Here is a 20022-nt window from a genome sequence, read left to right as displayed (position 1 = left end):
GCCGGAAGACCCGCCCCTTATGAGATCATGTGCGCATTCAGCCCTTATTCGGGGCCGCCCGGCTGGGCCTGCATGGCGGTGCCGACGCGTGTCTGAAGATCCTTGTCGGTCTGCAATGCCTTACCGATCGCGTTGAAGCGTTCGGGCTTCATATTATGCTTTTTCAGGATGGCGAGCATCTGCTGCTGCTTCGCGGCGGCATCGGTGCTCGAATCGTCGGGTAGGGCCTGCATTTCGCCTGCTGCGGCGGCGAACGATTCGACCTCCGCGTCGCTGACATCGGTGGCTGCCTGTGGTTCCGCCATCATGGTGTTGGACTGGGCTGCGGCGATGGGAGCGCCAGCAATAAGGCCGGTGGCGACGAGTGCGGATGCGATAATCGTCTTCATAAACTTTCTCCCGTTACAAAGGGGAGGCTGCATTTGTGCTGGATCGGCAATACCTTCAATCGCGGGAGTGACGATCCGTGCCTGCGATGCGGCGGCAGGAAGGTTTCGGCGCGATTAAGTACAGGAATTCGCCGAAGGTCGTCAGTCGCGGTCGGCCAGAAAAGCGGTCAGACGGCGGTTCGCGTCCTGCCGGATATTCGCCCAGAACAGCGAATAGTCGAAGACGTGGTAGTTGTTTCCCGGCAGTACATAGGGGCCGACATCGGGCGGGCTGCCGATCAGTAATAGGCCGCGGCCGCTGCATCGCGCCGGGACGCGCCCCGCCTTCATCGTCGCCGATTTCAGGTCGGAAGAGGGATAGAGCGTACCCAGATTGGCATCGGCAGGTGCATCGTCATTCGCCTTTCCGCTGATCGGATTGGTGCACACCAGCGGCGTGTCCTTGCGCGGCTGACCGGTAAAGCCCTGCGTTGCGTCGAATTTGTCGAATATCATCGCAGGGTCTGCGGGTTCGGCGAAACTTTCCCACGAAAGGATGCACCCCGTCTGATCGGGGACGGTGCATTCGGGCAGCCCCATTTCGGGCAGATCGACGGTGCGCGAAACTGGCCAGCCAACGACATAGGCGGCGACGATCCGCTTCGCGAGCGCGGTGCCCGCCACGCGGTCCTTCAGCAGCCGGGTCAAATGCAGCGCGCCCTGGCTGTGCCCGGCAAGGATGATCGGCCGATCCGGCCCGACTTCGCGGATGAATTCGTCGAACGCTGCCTCCACATCGCCATAGGCGAGGTCGAGCGCCTGTTCAGCGCTTTCTTCGCTGGTCAGGAACGCGCCGAACGTCGCCTGACGATAGCGCGGTGCCCAGATCGCGCCCGCTTCGTTGAATGCACTCGCCTGACCGCGCAGGAACAGAGCCGCGCGGGCGTTCGCCTCTTCATCGTCGAGCGGCGCGTTCCACGCGCTGCGTTTGAGAAACGAGGTCGGGTGAATGAAGAACACCGCGGCCTTCGGATTCGCTGCCGGTGCATATCCTTCCGGCGTCCACATTGCCGGATTGTTGGGCTTGTCGGGCCGGGCGATCCACATCGCGGGATCACGATAGGCGTTCTGCGCGACATGCGGCTTCGCCTCGAACCGGGCGGAGGGCACAAGCACCTGACGCAGGAGCGAATCGCCGAAAAAGCGATAGGCAAAGGCGGCGGCTACCGAGAGCATGATGAGTATCGCGACGACATAAAGGAACTTCCGGGCCAACGGGCCATCTCCATTGTGCGGTGCAACATAAGGTGCCGGGGGCCGATGCGCCACCCCGTGCGCCACGATTGCGAAGCTTGCAACCGGCGCGAGTGTCGCCCGAACCCGTGCGCGATTGCAAATAGCGTTGCGCGGCGCGCGCGGGCGGTGCTAGCGGGCATGGCATGTCCGTAGACAAAGCAACCGTACAGAAGATCGCGAGCCTTGCGCGCATCGCGGTGAGCGAGGAGGAGGCGGAGCGCCTTGTCCCTGAACTCAACAACATCATCGGCTGGGTAGAGCAGCTTGGCGAAGTCGACACGAGCAATGTCGAACCGACCACCGCTGTCATCCCCAATACGCTTCGCCTGCGCGAAGACGTGGTGACCGACGGCAATGTGCGCGACGATGTGCTCGCCAATGCGCCGCAGGCCGAACATGGCTTTTTCGCCGTGCCCAAGGTGATCGAATAATGAGCGAACTTACCGATTTCGGCGTGAAGCGCCTGCGCGACGGCGTCCGTTCTGGCGAATTTTCCGCGCGTGAGGTTGCCGATGCCTTCATCGTCAACGTGTCGAAGGCGAAAGAACTGAACGCCTTCCTCGTCGAAACGCCCGATCATGCGCTTGCGGCGGCAAAGGCAGCTGACGATGCGCGTGGCAGGGGCGACACGCTGGCTCCGCTCGCCGGGGTTCCGATCGGCATGAAGGACCTGTTCTGCACCAATGGCGTGCAGTCGGCGGCGGCGAGCCATATCCTTGAAGGGTTCGAACCGCGTTATGAGTCCAGTGTCTCGCAGCGGTTGTGGGATGCGGGTGCCGGCATGCTGGGCAAGCTGAACATGGACCAGTTCGCAATGGGATCGTCGAACGAAACCAGCGCGTTCGGCAATGTGGTTTCGCCATGGAGGCGCACGGATGGCGGCAATGCACCGCTCACCCCCGGCGGATCGTCGGGTGGGTCATCGGCGGCGATCGCGGCGCGGCTATGCCCTGCCGCGACCGGCACCGATACCGGTGGTTCGATCCGTCAGCCCGCATCGTTCACTGGCATTACCGGGATCAAGCCGACCTATGGCCGCTGTTCGCGTTGGGGCGTGATCGCATTCGCTTCCTCGCTCGATCAGGCGGGCGCGATGGCGCGCGACGTCACCGATTGCGCGATCCTGCTGGAAGCGATGGCGGGGTTCGATCCGAAAGACGCGACCTCGCTCGATGCGCCGGTGCCGAACTGGGAAGCAGGGCTGAACCCCAGCCTTGCGGGCAAGCGGGTCGGTATTCCGAAGGAATATCGCATGGACGGCATGTCGCCGGAGATCGAGGCGCTGTGGCAACAGGGTATCGACTGGGCGAAGGATGCGGGCGCGGAAATCGTTGAGGTTTCGCTGCCGCATACCAAATATGCGCTGCCCGCCTATTACATCATCGCACCTGCCGAGGCGTCGTCGAACCTCGCGCGCTATGACGGCGTGCGTTACGGCCAGCGCGACCTGCCTGACGGGGCGGGGTTACAGGACATGTATGCCGCGACGCGTGCCGCCGGGTTCGGTGACGAGGTGAAGCGCCGCATCATGATCGGCACCTATGTGCTGAGCGCCGGTTTCTACGACGCCTATTACACGCAGGCGCAAAAGGTCCGCACGCTGATCGCGCAGGACTTTGAAAATGCATGGGGTTTGTGCGACCTGCTGCTCACCCCCACCGCGCCCAGCGCTGCATTCGGGCTGGGCGAGACGACCGATCCGCTGTCCATGTATCTGAACGACGTCTTCACCGTGCCGAGCAGCCTTGCAGGCCTTCCTGCGATGAGCGTGCCGGGCGGCCTCGACAAGCAGGGGCTTCCGCTGGGGCTTCAGATCATCGGCAAGGCGATGGACGAGCAAAACGTGCTGAACGCCGGACTCGCGCTGGAACAACGCGCCGGGTTCACCGCGCGGCCGGACGCGTGGTGGTGAGCATAGCCTCACCGTTCGCCCTGAGCTTGTCGAAGGGCGGTACTTTCTTCTTGAAGAAGGGCGGGGCTTCGACAGGCTCAGCCCGAACGGAAACAGAGCGATGAGCAATTACCGCATTCAGGGCGCAACGGGCGAATGGGAGGTCGTGATCGGCCTTGAGGTCCATGCGCAGGTCACGTCGAAGGCGAAGCTGTTTTCGGGCGCTTCGACCGCGTTCGGGGCGGAGCCGAACACGCAGGTCTCGCTGGTTGACGCGGCGATGCCGGGGATGCTTCCCGTGCCCAACCGTGAATGCATTCGTCAGGCGGTTCGCACCGGCATGGCGATCAATGCCGTGATCAACAAATGGTCGCGCTTCGATCGCAAGAATTATTTCTACGCCGATCTGCCGCAGGGCTATCAGATTTCGCAGCTCTATCACCCGCTTGTGGGCGAGGGAGTGATCGAGGTGAGCCTCGACGAAAAGGACCCGGAGGCCGAGGTCAAGGAAATCGGCGTCGAGCGTATCCATGTCGAACAGGATGCCGGAAAGCTGATGCACGATCAGCACCCGACGCGCTCCTATGTCGATCTCAACCGTTCGGGGGTTGCGCTGATGGAAATCGTCAGCCGCCCCGACATGCGCTCGCCGCAGGAGGCGGGCGCGTATCTGACCAAGCTGCGTTCGATCCTGCGCTATGTCGGGTCGTGCGACGGCAATATGGATCAGGGGTCGATGCGCGCCGACGTTAATGTCTCGGTGCGCAAGCCGGGCGGGGAACTGGGTACTCGGACCGAGACGAAGAACGTCAATTCGGTTCGCTTCGTGATGCAGGCGATCGAGCAGGAGGCGCAGCGTCAGGTCGATGTGCTCGAAAGCGGCGGGCGGATCGTTCAGGAAACTCGCCTGTTTGACCCCGACAAGGGTGAGACGCGGTCGATGCGGTCGAAGGAAGATGCGCATGATTATCGCTACTTTCCCGATCCCGACCTGCTGCCGCTGGTGCTTGACGACGCATTTCTGGACGAATGCCGTGCGACGCTGCCCGAATTGCCCGATGCCAAGCGTCGGCGCTATGAAGGCGACCTTGGCCTTCCGGCCTATAACGCCGCCGTCCTGACCGCCGATGCCGAAACCGCGCGCTGGTTCGAGGCGCTGCTCGCCGAAAGCGCGCGGATTCAGAAAAAGGGTGAGGCGGAAGTCGCGAAAGCGGCATCCAACTGGCTGATCTCCGAACTGTTCGGCGCACTGAACCGGCTGGGCAAGGACATCGAGAACAGCCCTGTCAGCCCGGAAAAGGGTGCCGAACTGCTCGGCCTGGTTGCAGATGGCACAATCTCTGGCAGCATCGCCAAGCAGGTGCTTGAGATCATGCTGGAAACCGGTGATGCGCCTGCGAAGATCGTCGAGGAAAAGGGGCTGAAGCAGACCAGCGATACCGGCGCGATCGAAGCCGAGATTGCCAAGGTGCTGGAGGCAAACCCCGACAAGGTCGCCGATTATCGCGGCGGCAAGGACAAATTGTTCGGCTTTTTCGTCGGTCAGACGATGAAGGCGATGCAGGGCAAGGCCAATCCGCAGGTCGTCAACGAGCTGCTGAAAAAGGCGCTTGGCTGAGGAGAGGGCGATGCGGTTGGTGATAAAGGTGTCGGCGATGTTCCTGCCCATGCTGGTGGCAAGCGCTGCACTGGCACAGGACGCGCCTTCGCCGATCAAGGGGTTGCCCGATCCCTATGCCGGATGGCCGCGCGTCGAACTCGACACCAGCGCGGGCAAGATGGTGGTCGCCGTCGATACCAAAGACGCGCCGATTACTGCGAAGAATTTCCTGCATTATGTCGATTCGGGCCGGATGAACGGCGCCAAATTTTATCGCATCGTGAAGGTCGATAACGAATTCGGATTCGTCCAGTTCGGGATGCAGACCAACCCGAAAAAGCTGTTTCCCCCGATCAAGCATGAGCCGACGACCGAAACGGGGCTTCACCACACCGACGGCACGCTTTCGATGCCGCGATTGAAGCCCGGCACCGCGCAGGGCGAATTCACGATCACGCTGGGCGATCAGCGCCCGTCCTTCGATGCGCATCCCGAAGCGTCCGGCGATAATCTGGGCTATGCCGCGTTCGGCAAGGTGGTGGAGGGGCGCGATGTCCTTGTCAGCATCCTCGACACGCCGCTCGACCCCGAAAAGAACGATCGCGGCGCGTTCAAGGGCGAAATGCCCGCAGACCCGGTGATAATCGTAAAGGCGAAGCGACTGGCGGAATGACATCGCCGCCGCCTTTATGGTTAGCGAAAAGCTGCCTTTCGCCGCTGTATATTTGCGGAGGTCATGGCGCGGCGGAAATTCGTTAAGCTGATCGCCATCAGGTGGGCGCTATCTGCGAAAACGGAGCTGTACAATGTCAGCCGATGGTTCCCGTCCAGTCACCAATGATGCGGCCTTTCTTGTCGATTATGTGAAGGTGCGTCCCTTTTTCGACACCGCCTATGTCGTTCGCGGCAAGGACGATATCCGAACCGTCGAAGTGCCCGATGTCGTGATCTCGATCTCCGATGCTGCCCGCGCCGCCTATGACGGGATGAACCCGCAGCAGGCGAACGAACTGGGCCGCTATCGTCAGAGCGGCCACGACGATGCTTCATCCAAGGGTTAAAGCCTCTCCCTTTGCCTTGCCCCTGCCACAGGTGTAGCCCGAACGGGTGAGTCCGCTTGTTTCCAAAAATCTGATCGGTGATCGCATGCGCGGCGATGTCCCCGGCGTAGTGGGAATCGCGGTGGTGACGTGCCTGCTGTGGACGATTGCGCACTATCGCGCATCGTGGATGCCGTTCTGGGCACCATGGGATTTTTCGCCGCTCTGGTTTCTCGCCGCCGCCTTCACACTCTGGTGGTTCTTTCGCGGCTTGCGCGCGGTGCCGATGGGCGCGGGGCGGATTGTCCTGTTTCTGATCGGCATGGCGGCGATCTGGGCAGTGCTTCAGACGCATTTCGAATATGCCGCCCAGCATATGTTCTTCCTGAACCGCATCCAGCATGTGGTGATGCATCATCTGGGGCCCTTTCTGATCGCGCTTGCATGGCCCTGGCAAACGATAGCGGCAGGAATGCCCGGCCCCGTGCGCCGTGTGGCATCCCATCGCCATATGCACGCAGTGATGCGGTTCTTCCGCCAGCCGGAAATCGCCATCGCCTTTTTTCTGGGGCTGATCGCGCTATGGCTCTGGCCGCCGGTGCATTTCGTCGCGATGATCAATCCCGCGCTTTACACGGTGATGAACTGGTCGATGGTGATCGACGGGCTGTTGTTCTGGGCGGTGGTGCTGGACCCGCGCGGGGCCGGGCAGGCGGGTAACAGTTTCGCGATGCGCGCGGTGATGAGTGTCGGCATCATCTTCCCGCAGATCGCGCTTGGCGCAATCATCGCTTTTGCCGATAGCGACATTTACGGTTTTTATGCCTGGTGCGGGCGGCTCTATCCCGGCATCGACGCGATTTCGGACCAGCGGCTGGGCGGCGGCGTGGTGTGGATTCCGCCCGCGATGATGAGTGTCGTCGGGCTGATTTGCGTGCTGAACAACATGCGCCGCGAACAGGAGCGCACCGCCCGGCCCGGAAATGGCGGCGTGTCGAGTGCCGGCTGGACCGGACGGTAGAATAGCCCGATTAGACCATTTCCTGTCAATCCAATGGGAGACACCGTAAAAGCGAACGCGGGAACCCTGCCAGCAGGAGCAAGCATGTTCGCACGAGTTATTTCCGCACAGATGGGGGACGAAGGTGTCGACGGCTTTGTCAGTCTCGCCAAGCAGCAACTTCCCGGCGCCCGTGAGAGACCGGGGTTCTCGGGCTTCCTCCTTCTCGTCGATGAAGCCACCGGCAAAGCGCTCAACATCTCGCTATGGAAGACCCGCGAAGATATGGAAGCCGTCTCTGCGGGTACTGTGGAGGGTATCCATCAGGACGGTGTTTCCGAGGCCGGTATAGCTGACCTCCGCCTCGAAAATTATGAAGTAGTGGTCGATGTGGTCGCCGCGCCTTAGCTGGCGGCAACAGGTATCGCAGCCACGCGATGGTCGTGGCGAGAGTAGCGGCAGCCAGAAACTGTCCGGGCGTTACAAAACACCGCACCGTTTCGATACTAAGGCTTTTCGGCTGTCAGCCGTTTCAGGTCGGCGGCGACGCCGTCAATGTCGGGCTTGTCGGTGGAAAGCGAGTTTTCGAGCAGGCGCGCCTCCCCGTCGCGATCGAAGACGAACAATGCGCTGCTGTGCGTAACTTCATATTTCGCAGGATCGGCGGCGGGTTTCACCGAATAGGCGACGCGATAGCGTTTGGCGATGCGGGCAAGCTGGTCCTCGCTGCCGCGCAGGCCCACAAATTGGGGACCAAACGCCTTTACATAGTCGGCGACTTGTTTTGCCGTGTCGCGGCGCGGATCGACGGTGACGAACAGGACGCGGACATCGTTTGCTGCATCGCCCATCTGATGAAGCGCGCGGCCGAGGTTGGACAATGTCATCGGACAGATGTCGGGACAGAAGGTATAGCCGAAATACAGCAGCGTCACCTTCCCGCGGAAATTGTCGGCATCGACAGGCTTACCCGTTGCCGCTTGCGTCATATGAAGCGAAAGCGCGGGAACCTGACCATCGATATCGGTGCCGTGCCAATTGCCGCCGCCGGGCGAGCAGGACATCAGCGCCGATGCGGCGAGAAGCGGGAACAGCGGAATGCGCATGTGCCGCTTCCTTAAGCGCGAAGGCGGGGCAGCGCCAGGGCTGATGCCGTGCGGCCGATCGGAGGCTTCAATCGACCGGCTGTCCCGGTACCGTGGTCGGGCCGGGTTGCGGCGCGGGGCCGGGGTCCGGAACATCGATATCGGGGCCGGGCGGCGATATTTCGGGCGGAGGCGCGCCGGGAAGTCCCGGATCGGGTTCGCCGGGGCGCTCGGGCGGCGGCTGGGTAGGTTGGGGCGTAGGGCGCACCGGCGTTTCAGGCGGATGGGTGTCGGGCAGCGGAAACGGTTCGGGTGATGGCTGATCGGGCACGGCGTGTTTCTCCTTGTCCTTTGGCCCGTGAAAACGCATGGGAAGGGGCTGGGTTGCGGGACACTTGCTCGAAACAACATGGCTGCTATAGAGCCGGCCGACCGGCGGTGTCCGTTTGCGGGCGTGGCGGAACTGGTAGACGCGCTGGATTTAGGTTCCAGTATCGAAAGATGTGGGGGTTCGAGTCCCTTCGCCCGCACCAGTTTCCGCCCCTGTGATCGGGATGCCAGCCAATAGGGATCCTTGAAATTCTATTTTGAAAGCGTGGGAATGCAGACTGTCGAGACGTTGAACGAAGGCCTGAAACGCGCCTATACGATGACGATCACCGCCAAGGACATCGATGCGAAAGTCGATGCCGAAGTGAAGCGTGTCGCGCCGCAGGTCCGTATGCCCGGTTTCCGGCCCGGCAAGGTGCCCGCCAACCTGATCCGCAAAATGCACGGCGAGGCGCTGAGCCAGGACGCGTTGAACAACAGCATCCGCGAAGGCGTCGATTCGCTGATCGCCGAGCATAAGCTGCGTCCGGCGATGCAGCCTTCGGTCGAACTGAAGAACGATTACGAACCCGGCAAGGATGCGGAGATCGCGGTCGAACTGGAAGTGCTGCCCGATGTCCCGACCCCGTCGATCGACGGGCTGACGCTGGAGCGCCTGACCGTTCCCGCCGATGAAAGCGTGATCGACGAACAGCTCGAAACGCTTGCCGGCCAGCAGAAGCAGTTCGAGGATGCACCCAAGACGCGCAAGGCGAAGGAAGGCGACCAGGTCGTCATGGATTTCGTCGGCAAGGTGGACGGCACCGCGTTCGACGGCGGCACCGGTGAGGATATGGCGGTCGAGATCGGATCGGGCCGCCTGATCCCCGGCTTTGAAGATCAGATCGTCGGCGTCAAGGCGGGCGAGGAAAAGACGATTACCGTCACCTTCCCCGAAGATTATGGCGCGAAGGAACTGGCCGGCAAGGAAGCGACGTTCGACCTGACCATCAAGGCGGTGAAGGTCGCCGGGGAAACGAAGGTCGACGATGACTTCGCCAAGAATCTGGGGCTGGAAAGCCTGGAGCAGCTTCGCGAACTGATGAAGGGGCAGGTCGAGCAGGAACTGAACGGCCTTACCCGTACGCATATGAAGCGCAAGCTGCTCGATCAGCTTGCCGCCGGGCATGATTTCCCCGTCCCGCCGACCATGGTCGAGCAGGAGTTCCAGCAGATCTGGCACCAGCTTGAGCATGAAGCGAGCCATGAGGAAGATCCCGAAGCGGCGAAGAAGGAACTGGAAAACGACCGCGACGAATATCGCGCGATCGCCGAGCGCCGGGTTCGCCTGGGCCTGCTGCTTTCCGAAATCGGTCAGGAAAACGGCGTCGAGGTCACGCAGCAGGAAATGAGCCGCCTGATCATGCAGGCGGCGCAGCAATACGGCCCGGAAGACCGTGAACGGTTCATTCAGTATGTTCAGCAGGAGCCGATGGCTGCCGCTCAGCTTCGCGCACCGCTTTACGAGGACAAGGTCGTCGACTTCCTGTTCGAAAAGGCGGAAATCACCGATCGCGAAGTAACTCGCGAGGAACTGGAAGCCGCGATCGAGGCTGAGGACGAGGCAGAGGCCGAAAAGGCAAAGCCCGCCGCCAAGAAGAAAGCGCCCGCCAAAAAGGCCACTGCGAAGAAGACCGATGACAAGGCTGATGAAGCCAAGTCGGAGGAAAAGCCTGCGGCCAAAAAGGCGCCCGCCAAAAAGGCCGCGGCCAAGGCTGATACGGACGAGGAGCCTGCTGCCGAAAAGAAGGCCCCGGCCAAGAAAGCCGCAGCCAAAAAGGCGCCCGCCAAGAAGTCTGACGACAGCGAGGGCGAGAAGAAGCCCGCCGCCAAAAAGGCTCCGGCCAAGAAAGCGGCTGCCAAGAAGGAAGGCTGATCTCCGCCTTTTAAGGTGAAGGGGCAGGTGTGATGACCGACGATAGCCCGCATGTCGCGGTGCTTCTGCCCTGCTATAACGAAGAGGCGGCGATCGCGCAGACGGTCGCCGCCTTTCGTGCCGCGCTTCCGGACGCGGCGATTTATGTTTACGACAATAATTCGCGCGACCGCACGCGAGAGGTCGCGGCGGATGCGGGCGCGATCGTCCGGACCGAACGGATTCAGGGCAAGGGCAATGTAGTCCGCCGCATGTTCGCCGATGTCGAGGCGGATATCTATGTCATGGCCGACGGCGATGCGACTTATGACGCGGATGCCGCGCCCGCGATGGTCGATCGGCTGCTGAACGAACAGCTGGACATGGTCGTGGGCGCGCGCATCCATGATGCGGCCAAGGCCTATCGTCGCGGCCATGTTACCGGAAACCGGCTGATGACCGGCCTGCTCGCGCGGCTGTTCGGACGCAGCTTCACCGATATTTTTTCCGGCTACCGGGTATTTTCGCGGCGGTTCGTCAAAAGTTTCCCGGTCCTGACCGGCGGGTTCGAGATCGAGACCGAAATCAGCGTCCATGCGCTGGAATTGAAAATGCCGGTGGGTGAGGTTGAAACACGCTATTTCGCGCGTCCCGACGGATCGGCGTCGAAGCTCAACACCTATGGCGACGGCCTGCGCATCGTACGCACCATCATCACGCTGTACCGGGTCGAACGGCCATTATTATATTTCGGCCTTGTCGCGGCGATGCTTGCACTGGTCGCGATCGTGCTCGCGATACCGCTGTTCGTTACCTATGCCCAAACCGGGCTGGTGCCGCGCTTCCCCACCGCGATCCTTTCGACCGGGCTGATGCTGCTGGCGGCGCTCAACATCTTCACCGGGCTGATCCTCGACACCGTGGTCCGTGGGCGGCGCGAGGTGCGCCGACTGGCCTATCTCGCGCAGCGCCCGCCCGGCGTTTGACGACAACCCGCCTGCCGCCCCTTGCGCCGCGCGATGCGAGCGCCGATGTTGGCGGGGCCAACCAACCGAGCGGGATTTTATGCAGAACAATTACGACCCCATGGATGCCCTCGTTCCGATCGTGATCGAACAGTCGAGCCGCGGCGAACGCAGCTTCGACATCTATTCGCGCCTGTTGCGCGAACGGATCGTCTTCGTGACCGGCGGGGTGGAGGACCAGATGGCGTCTCTCATCACCGCCCAGCTTCTGTTCCTGGAATCGGAAAATCCGACCAAGGACATCTGGATGTATATCAATTCGCCGGGCGGGGTCGTGACCGCCGGCATGGCGATCCACGACACGATGCAGTATATCCGTCCGCGTGTCGGCACCGTGTGCATCGGTCAGGCAGCGTCGATGGGCAGCTTCCTGCTTGCGAGCGGCGAACCCGGGATGCGCGTGGCACTGACCAACGCCCGAATCATGGTTCACCAGCCGTCGGGAGGCGCGCAGGGCATGGCGTCGGATATCGAAATCCAGGCGAAGGAAATCCTTCGAATCCGCAAGCGTATGAACGATCTGTATTGCAAATATACCGGTCAGCCGCTGGAAAAGATCGAAAAGGCGATGGATCGCGACACCTTCCTCGAAGCGGGCGAGGCGAAGGAATTCGGCCTGGTCGATGAAGTATATGAAAAGCGCCCCGGACCGGGCAAGGAAGACGGCGAAAGCACGCCCGCTCCGTCGTCGGAAAGCTGATCGCGTGTGGACGGCGGCGGTAATTCCGGCCGGAAAAGCGCCGCCGCCGCATCTTTGTCGCTACGTCAACGGGTTGTTTGAAAATCACCGGGTAGACATATTGGCTATCGGCACGGCAAAGTGTCGGGTACAGTAAGCGAGTCCGGCCCGCGGCCATGACGTGCAGGCAAATGCGTCTGGCGGCTGTGATACCGGACTGAAAAGGTACGGATTTTATGACGAAATTGAGCGGCGGCGATTCGAAAAGCACGCTCTATTGCTCCTTCTGCGGAAAGAGCCAGCACGAAGTGCGCAAGCTGATCGCGGGCCCCACCGTCTTCATCTGCGACGAATGCGTGGAACTGTGCAACGACATCATCCGCGAGGAAACGAAGTCGGCGCTGGTTTCGAAAAAGGACGGCGGCGTACCCACGCCGCTGGAAATCTGCGACGTGCTCGACGACTATGTCATCGGGCAAAAACAGGCGAAGCGTGTTCTGTCGGTCGCGGTTCATAACCATTACAAGCGGCTCAACCACGGTGCGAAGGGCGCCGATGTCGAGCTTGCCAAGTCGAACATCCTGCTGGTCGGCCCAACCGGGTGCGGCAAGACGCTGCTCGCGCAGACGCTGGCGCGCATCCTCGACGTGCCGTTCACCATGGCGGACGCGACGACGCTTACCGAAGCGGGCTATGTCGGTGAAGATGTAGAAAACATCATTCTGAAACTGCTTCAGGCGTCCGATTATAATGTCGAGCGCGCCCAGCGCGGCATCGTCTATATCGACGAAATCGACAAGATCAGCCGCAAGGCGGAAAATCCCTCGATCACACGCGATGTTTCGGGCGAGGGCGTTCAGCAGGCGCTGCTCAAGATGATGGAGGGCACGGTTGCCAGCGTGCCGCCCCAAGGCGGGCGCAAGCACCCGCAGCAGGAATTCTTGCAGGTCGATACGACGAACATCCTGTTTATCTGCGGCGGTGCGTTCGCGGGGCTGGACAAGATTATCGGCGACCGCCTGCAGCGCAAATCGATCGGCTTCGGCGCGTATGTCGCATCGCCGGAAGAGCGCCGCACGGGTGAGGTTCTTCGTCAGGTCGAGCCGGAAGATTTGCTGAAATTCGGGCTTATTCCCGAATTTGTCGGGCGTCTGCCGGTTATTGCGACGTTGGAGGACCTCGACAACGACGCGCTGGTCAAGATTCTCACTGAGCCCAAAAACGCGTTGGTCAAACAGTATAACAAGCTGTTCGACATGGAGAATGTGAACCTGGGCTTTAACGACGACGCGCTGGTGGCGATCGCCAAGAAGGCGATCGAACGAAAGACCGGTGCGCGAGGCCTGCGCTCGATACTTGAGGGTATTCTGCTCGACACCATGTTCGACCTGCCCAGCATGGACGGCGTTGATGAGGTGATGATCGACAAGGATGTGGTCGAAGGCCGCAAGGAACCGGTTCGCGTCTATGCCGAAAAGAAGAAGACGGGTGCGAGCGGCGGCGACGCTGCCTGATCCGACAGTGCTTTCCAAGTTGAGAAAGGGGCCGGGGCGGCATTCACTGCCCCGGCCTTTTTTTATTCGCGCTTTTTGACGGAGGCGCTTTCGAAACGCGCGCGCAGGTGGCAAATTATGGTCTGGCGCTGCCAATCTACGCGGATTTGCCGGACGGGTGCGATTGGCGCGTGAACACTGCGATTTGATTTCAGGGGTAGTGAATGCGTTTCTATCGCGCGACGCGGTTCCTTTTTCCGACCGATCTGCGCATGCGTCTGTTTTTAGTGTGTTTTATCGGTACGCACGTCCCGTTGATCGTCTTCGTGCTGTGGCAGCTCGCGCTCGGTCATTTCGGCTGGCGCGATACCGGCGTGCTGGTCATCGCCACGCTGGCCGGAACTGCCTTCGCGCTTTCGGCAATCAACTGGCTGCTCGTCCCGGTAAGGCGCAGTACCGAGGCACTGGATGCGCTTGGCGAGGGGGAATGGCCGGTGCTTGAGGAATGTGACGGCCGCGATCTGATGGGTGCGCTGATCACCAGCGTGAACCGCGCGGCCACTGCCACGCACGACCTGGTCGATCAGTTGGACGAAGCCGCGCATCGCGATCCGCTTACCGGACTGTGGAACCGGCGCGGGTTCGAAGCGCGCGTTGCCGAAGTCGCCCATTGTTATGATTACAGCGCGCTCGCGATCGTCGACCTCGATCATTTCAAAGCGGTCAATGATACTTATGGCCACCGGGCGGGGGACGATGTGCTTCGCCTATTCTCCCACCGTCTGGTAGGCGCGCTTCGCCGGGGGGACCTGATCGCGCGCTGGGGCGGGGAAGAGTTCGTGGTGCTGTTGACCGGCGCGACGGTGCGCGAATCGACCGGCATCCTCGAACGGCTCGCCCAGTCGCTTCGCGACGAACCGCTCGACGTGCCGGGCGGTGCGGATGTTCGTTTCTCGGGCGGAGTGGCACCCTATGGCATGAGAGGCATGGATACCGCGCTGATGACCGCCGACCGGGCGCTTTATCGCGCCAAACGCGGGGGGCGCGACCGCATCGAACCAGTGCTTGCGGAGGTGCCCTAGCCGCATCGGGCGACAATCCGCTGCGCCAGCACACTATCGATAACGGCGCTTTCCATCATCCTAACGCTTTGGTGCGTTATTGCTGCTGCTCCGCCTCCCACGCCTTGGCCGCTTCCACCGCCGGTTCGACTTTCAGGATGCGCGCATGCGGATCGAGCACGATATGGGCATCGTCGGGCACCGCGATACTGCCATGGCCATCGGTCATCGGTACGGTTTCGAACCGGTCGCCGGCCTGCACTTCGACCGGCATGGGGAAGGGGCCGCCGCCCGGAACCTTCCAGGAAAGGTCGAGCCGCCCGTTGCCGCGATGCTGCTGCAATTCAGGCAACGCGGCCTGTTTCAGATAGACGTTGAAGAACCAGCCATAATCCTTGCCCGTCACCCGATTGACGTTGCGGACGAATTCATCGGTCGAACCGTAGCGCGGCGTGAAGTTGCCGGGTTTCGGGTCGGGGCGGCCATAGACCTCCAGCCGGGTAGCGGCGTAGAAATCCTTGTCGCCGATCAGATTGCGCAGCGTATGGAGCATCCACGCGCCCTTGAAATAGATGTCCTGCCCCGGACCGCCGTCCTTGGCCTCATACACCTCTTCCTCGGTAATGACGCGGCCGCGCACCATCGGCACCTTGTTCACGATCCGGTTGCGCTGATCGAGCATCATCGCGTCGTACCGCGCCTGCCCCTGCAGCCACAGGCCATAGAGCGGCTGCATATATTCCTCGAACCCCTCGTGCAGCCAGTAATCGTCCCAGTTCGCGGCGGTCAGTTGGTTGGCGAACCATTCATGGCCGAATTCATGCTGGAATATCTCGTCAAAGCCGCTTGGCGTCTTTTTGTAATGGTTGCCATAACCGTTGATCGTCTGGTGCTCCATGCCGAGATAGGGGGTGTGCACCACGCCCATCTTCTCGTCCCCGAACGGATAGGGGCCGATCTTGCTTTCGTAGAAATCGAGCGTCGGGGCGAATTCGGCGAACAGGTCCTTCGCCGCTTCCTCCTCGCCCGGCAGATACCAGTAATATAGCGGAATATCATTGCCGTAGCGGCTGTGATAGGTCGCGTGCAGTTCTTTATACGGGCCGATGTTCAGCGCGATGGCATAGGTGTTGGGGTGCTTCGCATGCCAGTTCCAGCGAGTGCGGCCGTCGGGAAGCGTATCCACCCCCTTCAGTACGCCGTTCGAGGGCGCTTTCAGCCCGGCCGGCACGGTGATGTGCAGGTCTACGCTGCCCGGTTCGCCCGTCGGGAAGTCCAGGCATGGCCAGAACAGGTCGCAGCCATAGCCTTCCGCCGTCGTTGCGATCCAGGGCTGGCCGTCCGGGGTTCGCGCCCACACCATGCCGTCGTCCCATGGCGCGCGAACCGCGACATGCGGCGTACCGCCATAGGTAATCTTCGCCCGGATCGTGCCGCCTTTTGCGATATGGCGCGGCAGGGTGATCGCCAATTTTCCTTCCGGGTTCGTCCAGGCGGCGGGCCGCAGTGCCTTCCCGTTGATCGAGACCGCGCTGACCGGGAGGTTCCGGTCGAGATCGATCAGCAGCCGGTTCAGCGACCCGGTAGCGGTGAAGTCGAGCGTGGCGACCCCCTTGATCGTTTCGCTGTCGGGAAAAACCTCGAACGCAAGATCGGCATGATCGAAGCGAAGGCTGGCCTGTTCGGGATTGATCGGCCCGCCTGACCGCATGGTCTGCGCGGTAAGTTCGGGCTTGCCCTTGTCGGGAACGGCATGCGCCGTAAGGGGGCAAAGCGCGGCCAGCGCGGCTGTGGTGAAAAAATGGCGGCACTTCATGGGTATCTGGCGCTCCCCCCGGCAAAAATATCAGGCGTGGTGTCGCCGGTCGGGTCGGCGATGGCAAGCATGTCCGGTTCGGAAAGTTTCGCCGACGTTGATGGAGGCTTTACGATCCCCATATATAAAACAAAGCCAAGCGCCGTGACGGGCGCCATCCGGAGTATTCATGAAACAATCCTATCCCGTCCTTCCCCTTCGCGACATCGTCGTCTTTCCGCACATGATCGTTCCGCTGTTCGTGGGGCGCGACAAATCGGTCGCCGCGCTGGAAGCGGCGATGGCAGATGACAAGGAAATCTTCCTCGTCGCGCAGCTCGATCCTGCCGAGGACGATCCCGACCGCGACGATCTGTACGATACCGGTGTGTCGGCCGAGGTGCTTCAGTTGCTGAAGCTGCCCGACGGGACGGTACGCGTGCTGGTTTCGGGCAAGGAGCGCGGCCGGCTCGAAGGGCTGGAAGCGACCGGCGATTATCTTACCGCGACCGTGGCGCCGGTCGAGGGGGGCGATGAAAGTCTTGAGTCCACCAGCGCCGAACTGGGCGAAAAGGTGCGTGACATCACGCCCGAAGAGTTCAGTCCCGATCTTAAGGCGCTGATGCGCTCTGTGATCGAGCAGTTCGAAAACTATGCCAAGCTCAACCGCAAGCTGCCCGCCGAAACGGCCGGGCAATTGGCCGAACTAGACGATCCATCGCGCCTCGCCGACGCGGTTGCCGCCAATATTGCGGTCAAGGTGGCCGATAAACAGTCGCTGCTGGTCGAAACCGATCCCGCCAAGCGGCTGGAAATGGTCTATGCCTTCATGGAGGGCGAACTGGGCGTCCTGCAGGTCGAAAAGAAGATCAAGAGCCGCGTGAAACGGCAGATGGAAAAGACCCAGCGCGAATATTATCTCAACGAACAGTTGAAGGCGATCCAGCGCGAACTGGGCAATGAGGGCGAGGAAGGCGAGGGCGACGAGATCGCCGAGCTGACCCAGAAGATCGGCGCGCTCAAACTGTCCAAGGAAGCGCGCGCCAAGGCGCAGGCGGAACTCAAAAAGCTGAAGACCATGGCGCCGATGAGCGCCGAGGCTACGGTGGTGCGCAACTATCTCGACGTGCTGCTCGGCCTGCCCTGGGGCAAGAAGTCAAAGCTGAAAAAGGACCTGACCGAGGCGGAAAAGGTGCTCGACGAGGACCATTATGCGCTTGAAAAGGTGAAGGACCGTATCGTCGAATATCTGGCGGTGCAGGCGCGCACCAACAAGCTGAAAGGCCCGATCCTGTGCCTTGTCGGCCCTCCGGGCGTTGGCAAGACGTCGCTCGGCAAATCGATCGCGCGGGCGACGGGGCGTGAATTCGTTCGCCAATCGCTTGGCGGCGTTCGCGACGAGGCCGAAATTCGCGGCCATCGCCGCACCTATATCGGCAGTCTGCCCGGCAAGATCGTGTCGAACCTGAAAAAGGCGGGAACGGGCAACCCGCTGTTCCTGCTCGACGAGATCGACAAGCTGGGCCAGGATTTTCGCGGCGACCCGGCATCGGCGCTTCTCGAAGTGCTCGACCCCGAACAGAACAACAAATTCAACGATCATTATCTTGAGATCGACATCGATCTTTCGGACGTGATGTTCGTGTGCACCGCCAACACGCTTAACCTGCCCCAGCCACTGCTCGACCGCATGGAGATCATCCGCCTCGAAGGCTATACCGAGGATGAAAAGGTGGAGATCGCGCAGCGCCACCTGATCGAAAAGCAGGTCGAGATGCACGGCCTGAAAGAAGGCGAGTTCGAACTGACCGAAGCGGGGCTTCGCGACCTGATCCGCTATTATACGCGCGAGGCGGGGGTGCGAACGCTGGAGCGGGAAATCGCCAAGCTGGCGCGAAAGGCGCTTCGCAAGATACTCGAAAACGAAGTCGAGAGCGTGGTGGTCACCCCCGAAAATCTTCGCGATTTTTCGGGGGTGCGCAAATATCGCTTCGGCATTTCGGAGGAAGAGCACCAGATCGGTGCGGTTACCGGGCTTGCCTGGACCGAGGTGGGCGGCGAATTGCTGACCATCGAAAGTGTTACCGTGCCGGGCAAGGGCGCGATCAAGACGACCGGCAAGCTGGGCGAGGTGATGAAGGAGTCGGTCGAGGCCGCGATGAGCTTCGTCAAGGCACGTGCCCCGCAATATGGCGTGAAGCCCAGCATTTTCGCCCGCAAGGACATTCACGTCCATCTGCCCGAAGGCGCCGTGCCCAAGGACGGGCCATCGGCGGGCATCGGATTGGTTACCTCCATCGTATCGACGCTGACCGGCGTTCCGGTTCGCAAGGATGTGGCGATGACCGGCGAAGTCACGCTTCGCGGCCGGGTATTGCCGATCGGCGGATTGAAGGAAAAATTGCTGGCAGCGATGCGCGGCGGGATCAAACTTGTCCTCATTCCGGAAGAAAATGAGAAGGACCTTGCCGAAATTCCCGCGAATATCCGCGAAGCGCTGGAGATCGTTCCCGTGCGCCATGTCGACGAGGTTTTGCGAATCGCGCTGACCGAGTCGCTGGAGCCGATCGACTGGACCGATGCCGATGAACTGGCGGCCCAGCCCCAGCAGCCGGTGGGCGGCGTAGGGGGCGCTTTGCCGCATTAAGCGCGGGTTTTTTCGTGGTTTCTCGCGGAAAAACGTCATTTTCCTTTTGACAGCAGGGATATGAACCGCCTTACTGGTCATTCAGTCACGCGCCGTCGACGGCACGGCGGCTAGTGATTATTTTTCAAACCGGAACAAACAGGGGTTCGACGAATATGAACAAGCAGGAACTCATCGGGCAGGTTGCCGACCAGTCGGGTCTGAGCAAGGGCGATGCCAGCAAGGCCGTTGAAGCGGTTTTCGATTCGATCACCGGTGCCCTGAAAAAGGGTGACGAAGTTCGCCTGGTCGGGTTCGGCACGTTTTCGGTCAGCAATCGCAAGGCATCGACGGGCCGCAATCCGCGCACCGGCGAGCCGATGACGATCAAGGCCTCGACTCAGCCCAAGTTCAAGGCCGGCAAGGGCCTGAAAGACTCGGTCAACTGATCGGTCTGTAAAGGACTGGACAAGCGGCGGGGGCTTCCCTAGAGGCTCCCCACCCGCCCTGTTGAACAGGGCATGGGCGCGTAGCTCAGTGGTAGAGCACTGTGTTCACACCGCAGGGGTCGCTGGTTCAATCCCAGCCGCGCCCACCACCTTCTAAGGCCGGTCTACCCTGACATTTTCACCTCCGCGGGTTGGATGTTGGGGAGTCCGGCTCCGGTGCCGGACCGGTGCAAAGTATCTGGCACCAATTCCTCCATGTCCCGAAGAATCTCGTTGGATGCCCGCTCGACGCTTCGAAATTCGCCGATCGCATTGACTTCGGTTGGCTTGGCAAGCGATGCTCCATGAAGTTTTTACGACCTTATTCCACGACGCTGTATTTTACAGTGG

General features: G+C 61.3%; 20 protein-coding genes and 2 tRNA genes. 16 read left to right on the top strand and 6 right to left on the bottom strand.

All coding sequences use genetic code 11. The features are described 5' to 3' along the window. Positions 1 to 44: 44 nt before the first annotated feature. Positions 45 to 389 (bottom strand): DUF4168 domain-containing protein, encoded by a 345-nt coding sequence (locus tag KY084_RS01665; RefSeq protein ID WP_219236673.1) that lies wholly within the window; start codon positions 387 to 389, stop codon positions 45 to 47. A gap of 141 nt (positions 390 to 530) precedes the next feature. Then, positions 531 to 1643, bottom strand: coding sequence for a DUF3089 domain-containing protein (locus tag KY084_RS01660; protein WP_219236672.1), 1113 nt, complete (start codon positions 1641 to 1643; stop codon positions 531 to 533). Between the two features lie 164 nt (positions 1644 to 1807). Between KY084_RS01660 and gatC the strand changes: the two genes are divergently transcribed. The 7 genes from gatC (at position 1808) to KY084_RS01625 (ending at position 7603) form a co-directional block, all read left to right on the top strand. Then, positions 1808 to 2095 (top strand): Asp-tRNA(Asn)/Glu-tRNA(Gln) amidotransferase subunit GatC, encoded by a 288-nt coding sequence (gatC, locus tag KY084_RS01655; RefSeq protein ID WP_219236671.1) that lies wholly within the window; start codon positions 1808 to 1810, stop codon positions 2093 to 2095. Continuing rightward, entirely contained in the window at positions 2095 to 3576 is a 1482-nt protein-coding gene (gene gatA / locus KY084_RS01650; protein WP_219236670.1) for an Asp-tRNA(Asn)/Glu-tRNA(Gln) amidotransferase subunit GatA, read from the top strand. Before gatC ends, gatA begins: the two co-directional genes overlap by 1 nt. Before the next feature lie 100 nt (positions 3577 to 3676). Continuing rightward, the gene (gatB, locus tag KY084_RS01645; protein ID WP_219236669.1) at positions 3677 to 5173 is read left to right on the top strand and encodes an Asp-tRNA(Asn)/Glu-tRNA(Gln) amidotransferase subunit GatB; all 1497 of its coding nucleotides are present in this window, start codon (positions 3677 to 3679) and stop codon (positions 5171 to 5173) included. A gap of 10 nt (positions 5174 to 5183) precedes the next feature. Further along, positions 5184 to 5828, top strand: a complete 645-nt coding sequence (locus KY084_RS01640; RefSeq protein ID WP_246586766.1) for a peptidylprolyl isomerase — start codon at positions 5184 to 5186, stop codon at positions 5826 to 5828. A 133-nt stretch (positions 5829 to 5961) separates the two neighbouring features. Next, on the top strand, positions 5962 to 6216 hold the full coding sequence (locus KY084_RS01635; RefSeq protein WP_219236668.1) for a hypothetical protein: 255 nt from the start codon (positions 5962 to 5964) through the stop codon (positions 6214 to 6216). 85 nt (positions 6217 to 6301) lie between these two features. Beyond that, positions 6302 to 7216: a cytochrome c oxidase assembly protein gene (locus tag KY084_RS01630; RefSeq protein WP_219236667.1), complete on the top strand. Its 915-nt coding sequence runs from the start codon at positions 6302 to 6304 to the stop codon at positions 7214 to 7216. An 84-nt stretch (positions 7217 to 7300) separates the two neighbouring features. Next, positions 7301 to 7603: an antibiotic biosynthesis monooxygenase family protein gene (locus tag KY084_RS01625; protein WP_219236666.1), complete on the top strand. Its 303-nt coding sequence runs from the start codon at positions 7301 to 7303 to the stop codon at positions 7601 to 7603. A 98-nt stretch (positions 7604 to 7701) separates the two neighbouring features. Here KY084_RS01625 and KY084_RS01620 read toward each other — a convergent pair whose 3' ends face one another. Next, positions 7702 to 8301, bottom strand: a complete 600-nt coding sequence (locus KY084_RS01620; RefSeq protein ID WP_219236665.1) for an SCO family protein — start codon at positions 8299 to 8301, stop codon at positions 7702 to 7704. A 67-nt stretch (positions 8302 to 8368) separates the two neighbouring features. Then, the gene (locus KY084_RS01615; protein ID WP_246586765.1) at positions 8369 to 8611 is read right to left on the bottom strand and encodes a hypothetical protein; all 243 of its coding nucleotides are present in this window, start codon (positions 8609 to 8611) and stop codon (positions 8369 to 8371) included. 117 nt (positions 8612 to 8728) lie between these two features. Here KY084_RS01615 and KY084_RS01610 point away from each other — a divergent pair. The 6 genes from KY084_RS01610 (at position 8729) to KY084_RS01585 (ending at position 14783) form a co-directional block, all read left to right on the top strand. Further along, a tRNA-Leu gene (locus tag KY084_RS01610) sits at positions 8729 to 8813 on the top strand. 68 nt (positions 8814 to 8881) lie between these two features. Next, positions 8882 to 10525: a trigger factor gene (gene tig / locus KY084_RS01605; RefSeq protein WP_219236664.1), complete on the top strand. Its 1644-nt coding sequence runs from the start codon at positions 8882 to 8884 to the stop codon at positions 10523 to 10525. Between the two features lie 32 nt (positions 10526 to 10557). Next, positions 10558 to 11490 (top strand): glycosyltransferase family 2 protein, encoded by a 933-nt coding sequence (locus KY084_RS01600; RefSeq protein WP_219236663.1) that lies wholly within the window; start codon positions 10558 to 10560, stop codon positions 11488 to 11490. Between the two features lie 79 nt (positions 11491 to 11569). Continuing rightward, a complete protein-coding gene (locus KY084_RS01595) occupies positions 11570 to 12229 on the top strand; it encodes an ATP-dependent Clp protease proteolytic subunit (RefSeq protein WP_281421867.1) in 660 nt (219 codons plus the stop codon). Positions 12230 to 12444: 215 nt separating this feature from the next. After that, a complete protein-coding gene (clpX, locus tag KY084_RS01590) occupies positions 12445 to 13722 on the top strand; it encodes an ATP-dependent Clp protease ATP-binding subunit ClpX (protein WP_219236662.1) in 1278 nt (425 codons plus the stop codon). 203 nt (positions 13723 to 13925) lie between these two features. Further along, positions 13926 to 14783: a GGDEF domain-containing protein gene (locus tag KY084_RS01585; RefSeq protein ID WP_219236661.1), complete on the top strand. Its 858-nt coding sequence runs from the start codon at positions 13926 to 13928 to the stop codon at positions 14781 to 14783. A 76-nt stretch (positions 14784 to 14859) separates the two neighbouring features. Here KY084_RS01585 and KY084_RS01580 read toward each other — a convergent pair whose 3' ends face one another. Together KY084_RS01580 and KY084_RS01575 are read right to left on the bottom strand one after the other, a co-directional pair. Further along, the gene (locus KY084_RS01580) at positions 14860 to 16578 is read right to left on the bottom strand and encodes a M1 family metallopeptidase (protein WP_219236660.1); all 1719 of its coding nucleotides are present in this window, start codon (positions 16576 to 16578) and stop codon (positions 14860 to 14862) included. Beyond that, positions 16575 to 16736, bottom strand: coding sequence for a hypothetical protein (locus tag KY084_RS01575; RefSeq protein ID WP_219236659.1), 162 nt, complete (start codon positions 16734 to 16736; stop codon positions 16575 to 16577). The genes KY084_RS01580 and KY084_RS01575 overlap by 4 nt, the downstream gene beginning before the upstream one ends. Positions 16737 to 16747: 11 nt before the next feature. Between KY084_RS01575 and lon the strand changes: the two genes are divergently transcribed. The 3 genes from lon (at position 16748) to KY084_RS01560 (ending at position 19781) form a co-directional block, all read left to right on the top strand. Beyond that, positions 16748 to 19204 (top strand): endopeptidase La, encoded by a 2457-nt coding sequence (gene lon, locus KY084_RS01570; protein ID WP_219236658.1) that lies wholly within the window; start codon positions 16748 to 16750, stop codon positions 19202 to 19204. A gap of 155 nt (positions 19205 to 19359) precedes the next feature. Continuing rightward, complete coding sequence (locus KY084_RS01565; protein ID WP_219236657.1) at positions 19360 to 19632, top strand: HU family DNA-binding protein; 273 nt, start codon at positions 19360 to 19362, stop codon at positions 19630 to 19632. A 74-nt stretch (positions 19633 to 19706) separates the two neighbouring features. Continuing rightward, a tRNA-Val gene (locus KY084_RS01560) sits at positions 19707 to 19781 on the top strand. Positions 19782 to 20022 lie beyond the last annotated feature (241 nt).

This window comes from Stakelama flava (assembly GCF_019351405.1).
GTDB classification, from domain to species: Bacteria; Pseudomonadota; Alphaproteobacteria; order Sphingomonadales; family Sphingomonadaceae; genus Sphingomonas; species Sphingomonas flava_A.
Note: the sequence above shows the minus strand (reverse complement) of the source record. Positions and strands in the feature narration are given on the sequence as shown.

Excerpts from the sequence above, each read along its gene's own strand:
- KY084_RS01665 (WP_219236673.1), bottom strand. The coding sequence starts at position 389 with ATGAAGACGATTATCGCATCCGCACTCGTCGCCACCGGCCTTATTGCT.
- gatC (WP_219236671.1), top strand. The coding sequence starts at position 1,808 with ATGTCCGTAGACAAAGCAACCGTACAGAAGATCGCGAGCCTTGCGCGC.
- gatA (WP_219236670.1), top strand. The coding sequence starts at position 2,095 with ATGAGCGAACTTACCGATTTCGGCGTGAAGCGCCTGCGCGACGGCGTC.
- gatB (WP_219236669.1), top strand. The coding sequence starts at position 3,677 with ATGAGCAATTACCGCATTCAGGGCGCAACGGGCGAATGGGAGGTCGTG.
- KY084_RS01640 (WP_246586766.1), top strand. The coding sequence starts at position 5,184 with ATGCGGTTGGTGATAAAGGTGTCGGCGATGTTCCTGCCCATGCTGGTG.
- KY084_RS01635 (WP_219236668.1), top strand. The coding sequence starts at position 5,962 with ATGTCAGCCGATGGTTCCCGTCCAGTCACCAATGATGCGGCCTTTCTT.
- KY084_RS01630 (WP_219236667.1), top strand. The coding sequence starts at position 6,302 with ATGCGCGGCGATGTCCCCGGCGTAGTGGGAATCGCGGTGGTGACGTGC.
- KY084_RS01625 (WP_219236666.1), top strand. The coding sequence starts at position 7,301 with ATGTTCGCACGAGTTATTTCCGCACAGATGGGGGACGAAGGTGTCGAC.
- KY084_RS01620 (WP_219236665.1), bottom strand. The coding sequence starts at position 8,301 with ATGCGCATTCCGCTGTTCCCGCTTCTCGCCGCATCGGCGCTGATGTCC.
- tig (WP_219236664.1), top strand. The coding sequence starts at position 8,882 with ATGCAGACTGTCGAGACGTTGAACGAAGGCCTGAAACGCGCCTATACG.
- KY084_RS01600 (WP_219236663.1), top strand. The coding sequence starts at position 10,558 with ATGACCGACGATAGCCCGCATGTCGCGGTGCTTCTGCCCTGCTATAAC.
- KY084_RS01595 (WP_281421867.1), top strand. The coding sequence starts at position 11,570 with ATGCAGAACAATTACGACCCCATGGATGCCCTCGTTCCGATCGTGATC.
- clpX (WP_219236662.1), top strand. The coding sequence starts at position 12,445 with ATGACGAAATTGAGCGGCGGCGATTCGAAAAGCACGCTCTATTGCTCC.
- KY084_RS01585 (WP_219236661.1), top strand. The coding sequence starts at position 13,926 with ATGCGTTTCTATCGCGCGACGCGGTTCCTTTTTCCGACCGATCTGCGC.
- KY084_RS01580 (WP_219236660.1), bottom strand. The coding sequence starts at position 16,578 with ATGAAGTGCCGCCATTTTTTCACCACAGCCGCGCTGGCCGCGCTTTGC.
- KY084_RS01575 (WP_219236659.1), bottom strand. The coding sequence starts at position 16,736 with ATGGCGCCCGTCACGGCGCTTGGCTTTGTTTTATATATGGGGATCGTA.
- lon (WP_219236658.1), top strand. The coding sequence starts at position 16,748 with ATGAAACAATCCTATCCCGTCCTTCCCCTTCGCGACATCGTCGTCTTT.
- KY084_RS01565 (WP_219236657.1), top strand. The coding sequence starts at position 19,360 with ATGAACAAGCAGGAACTCATCGGGCAGGTTGCCGACCAGTCGGGTCTG.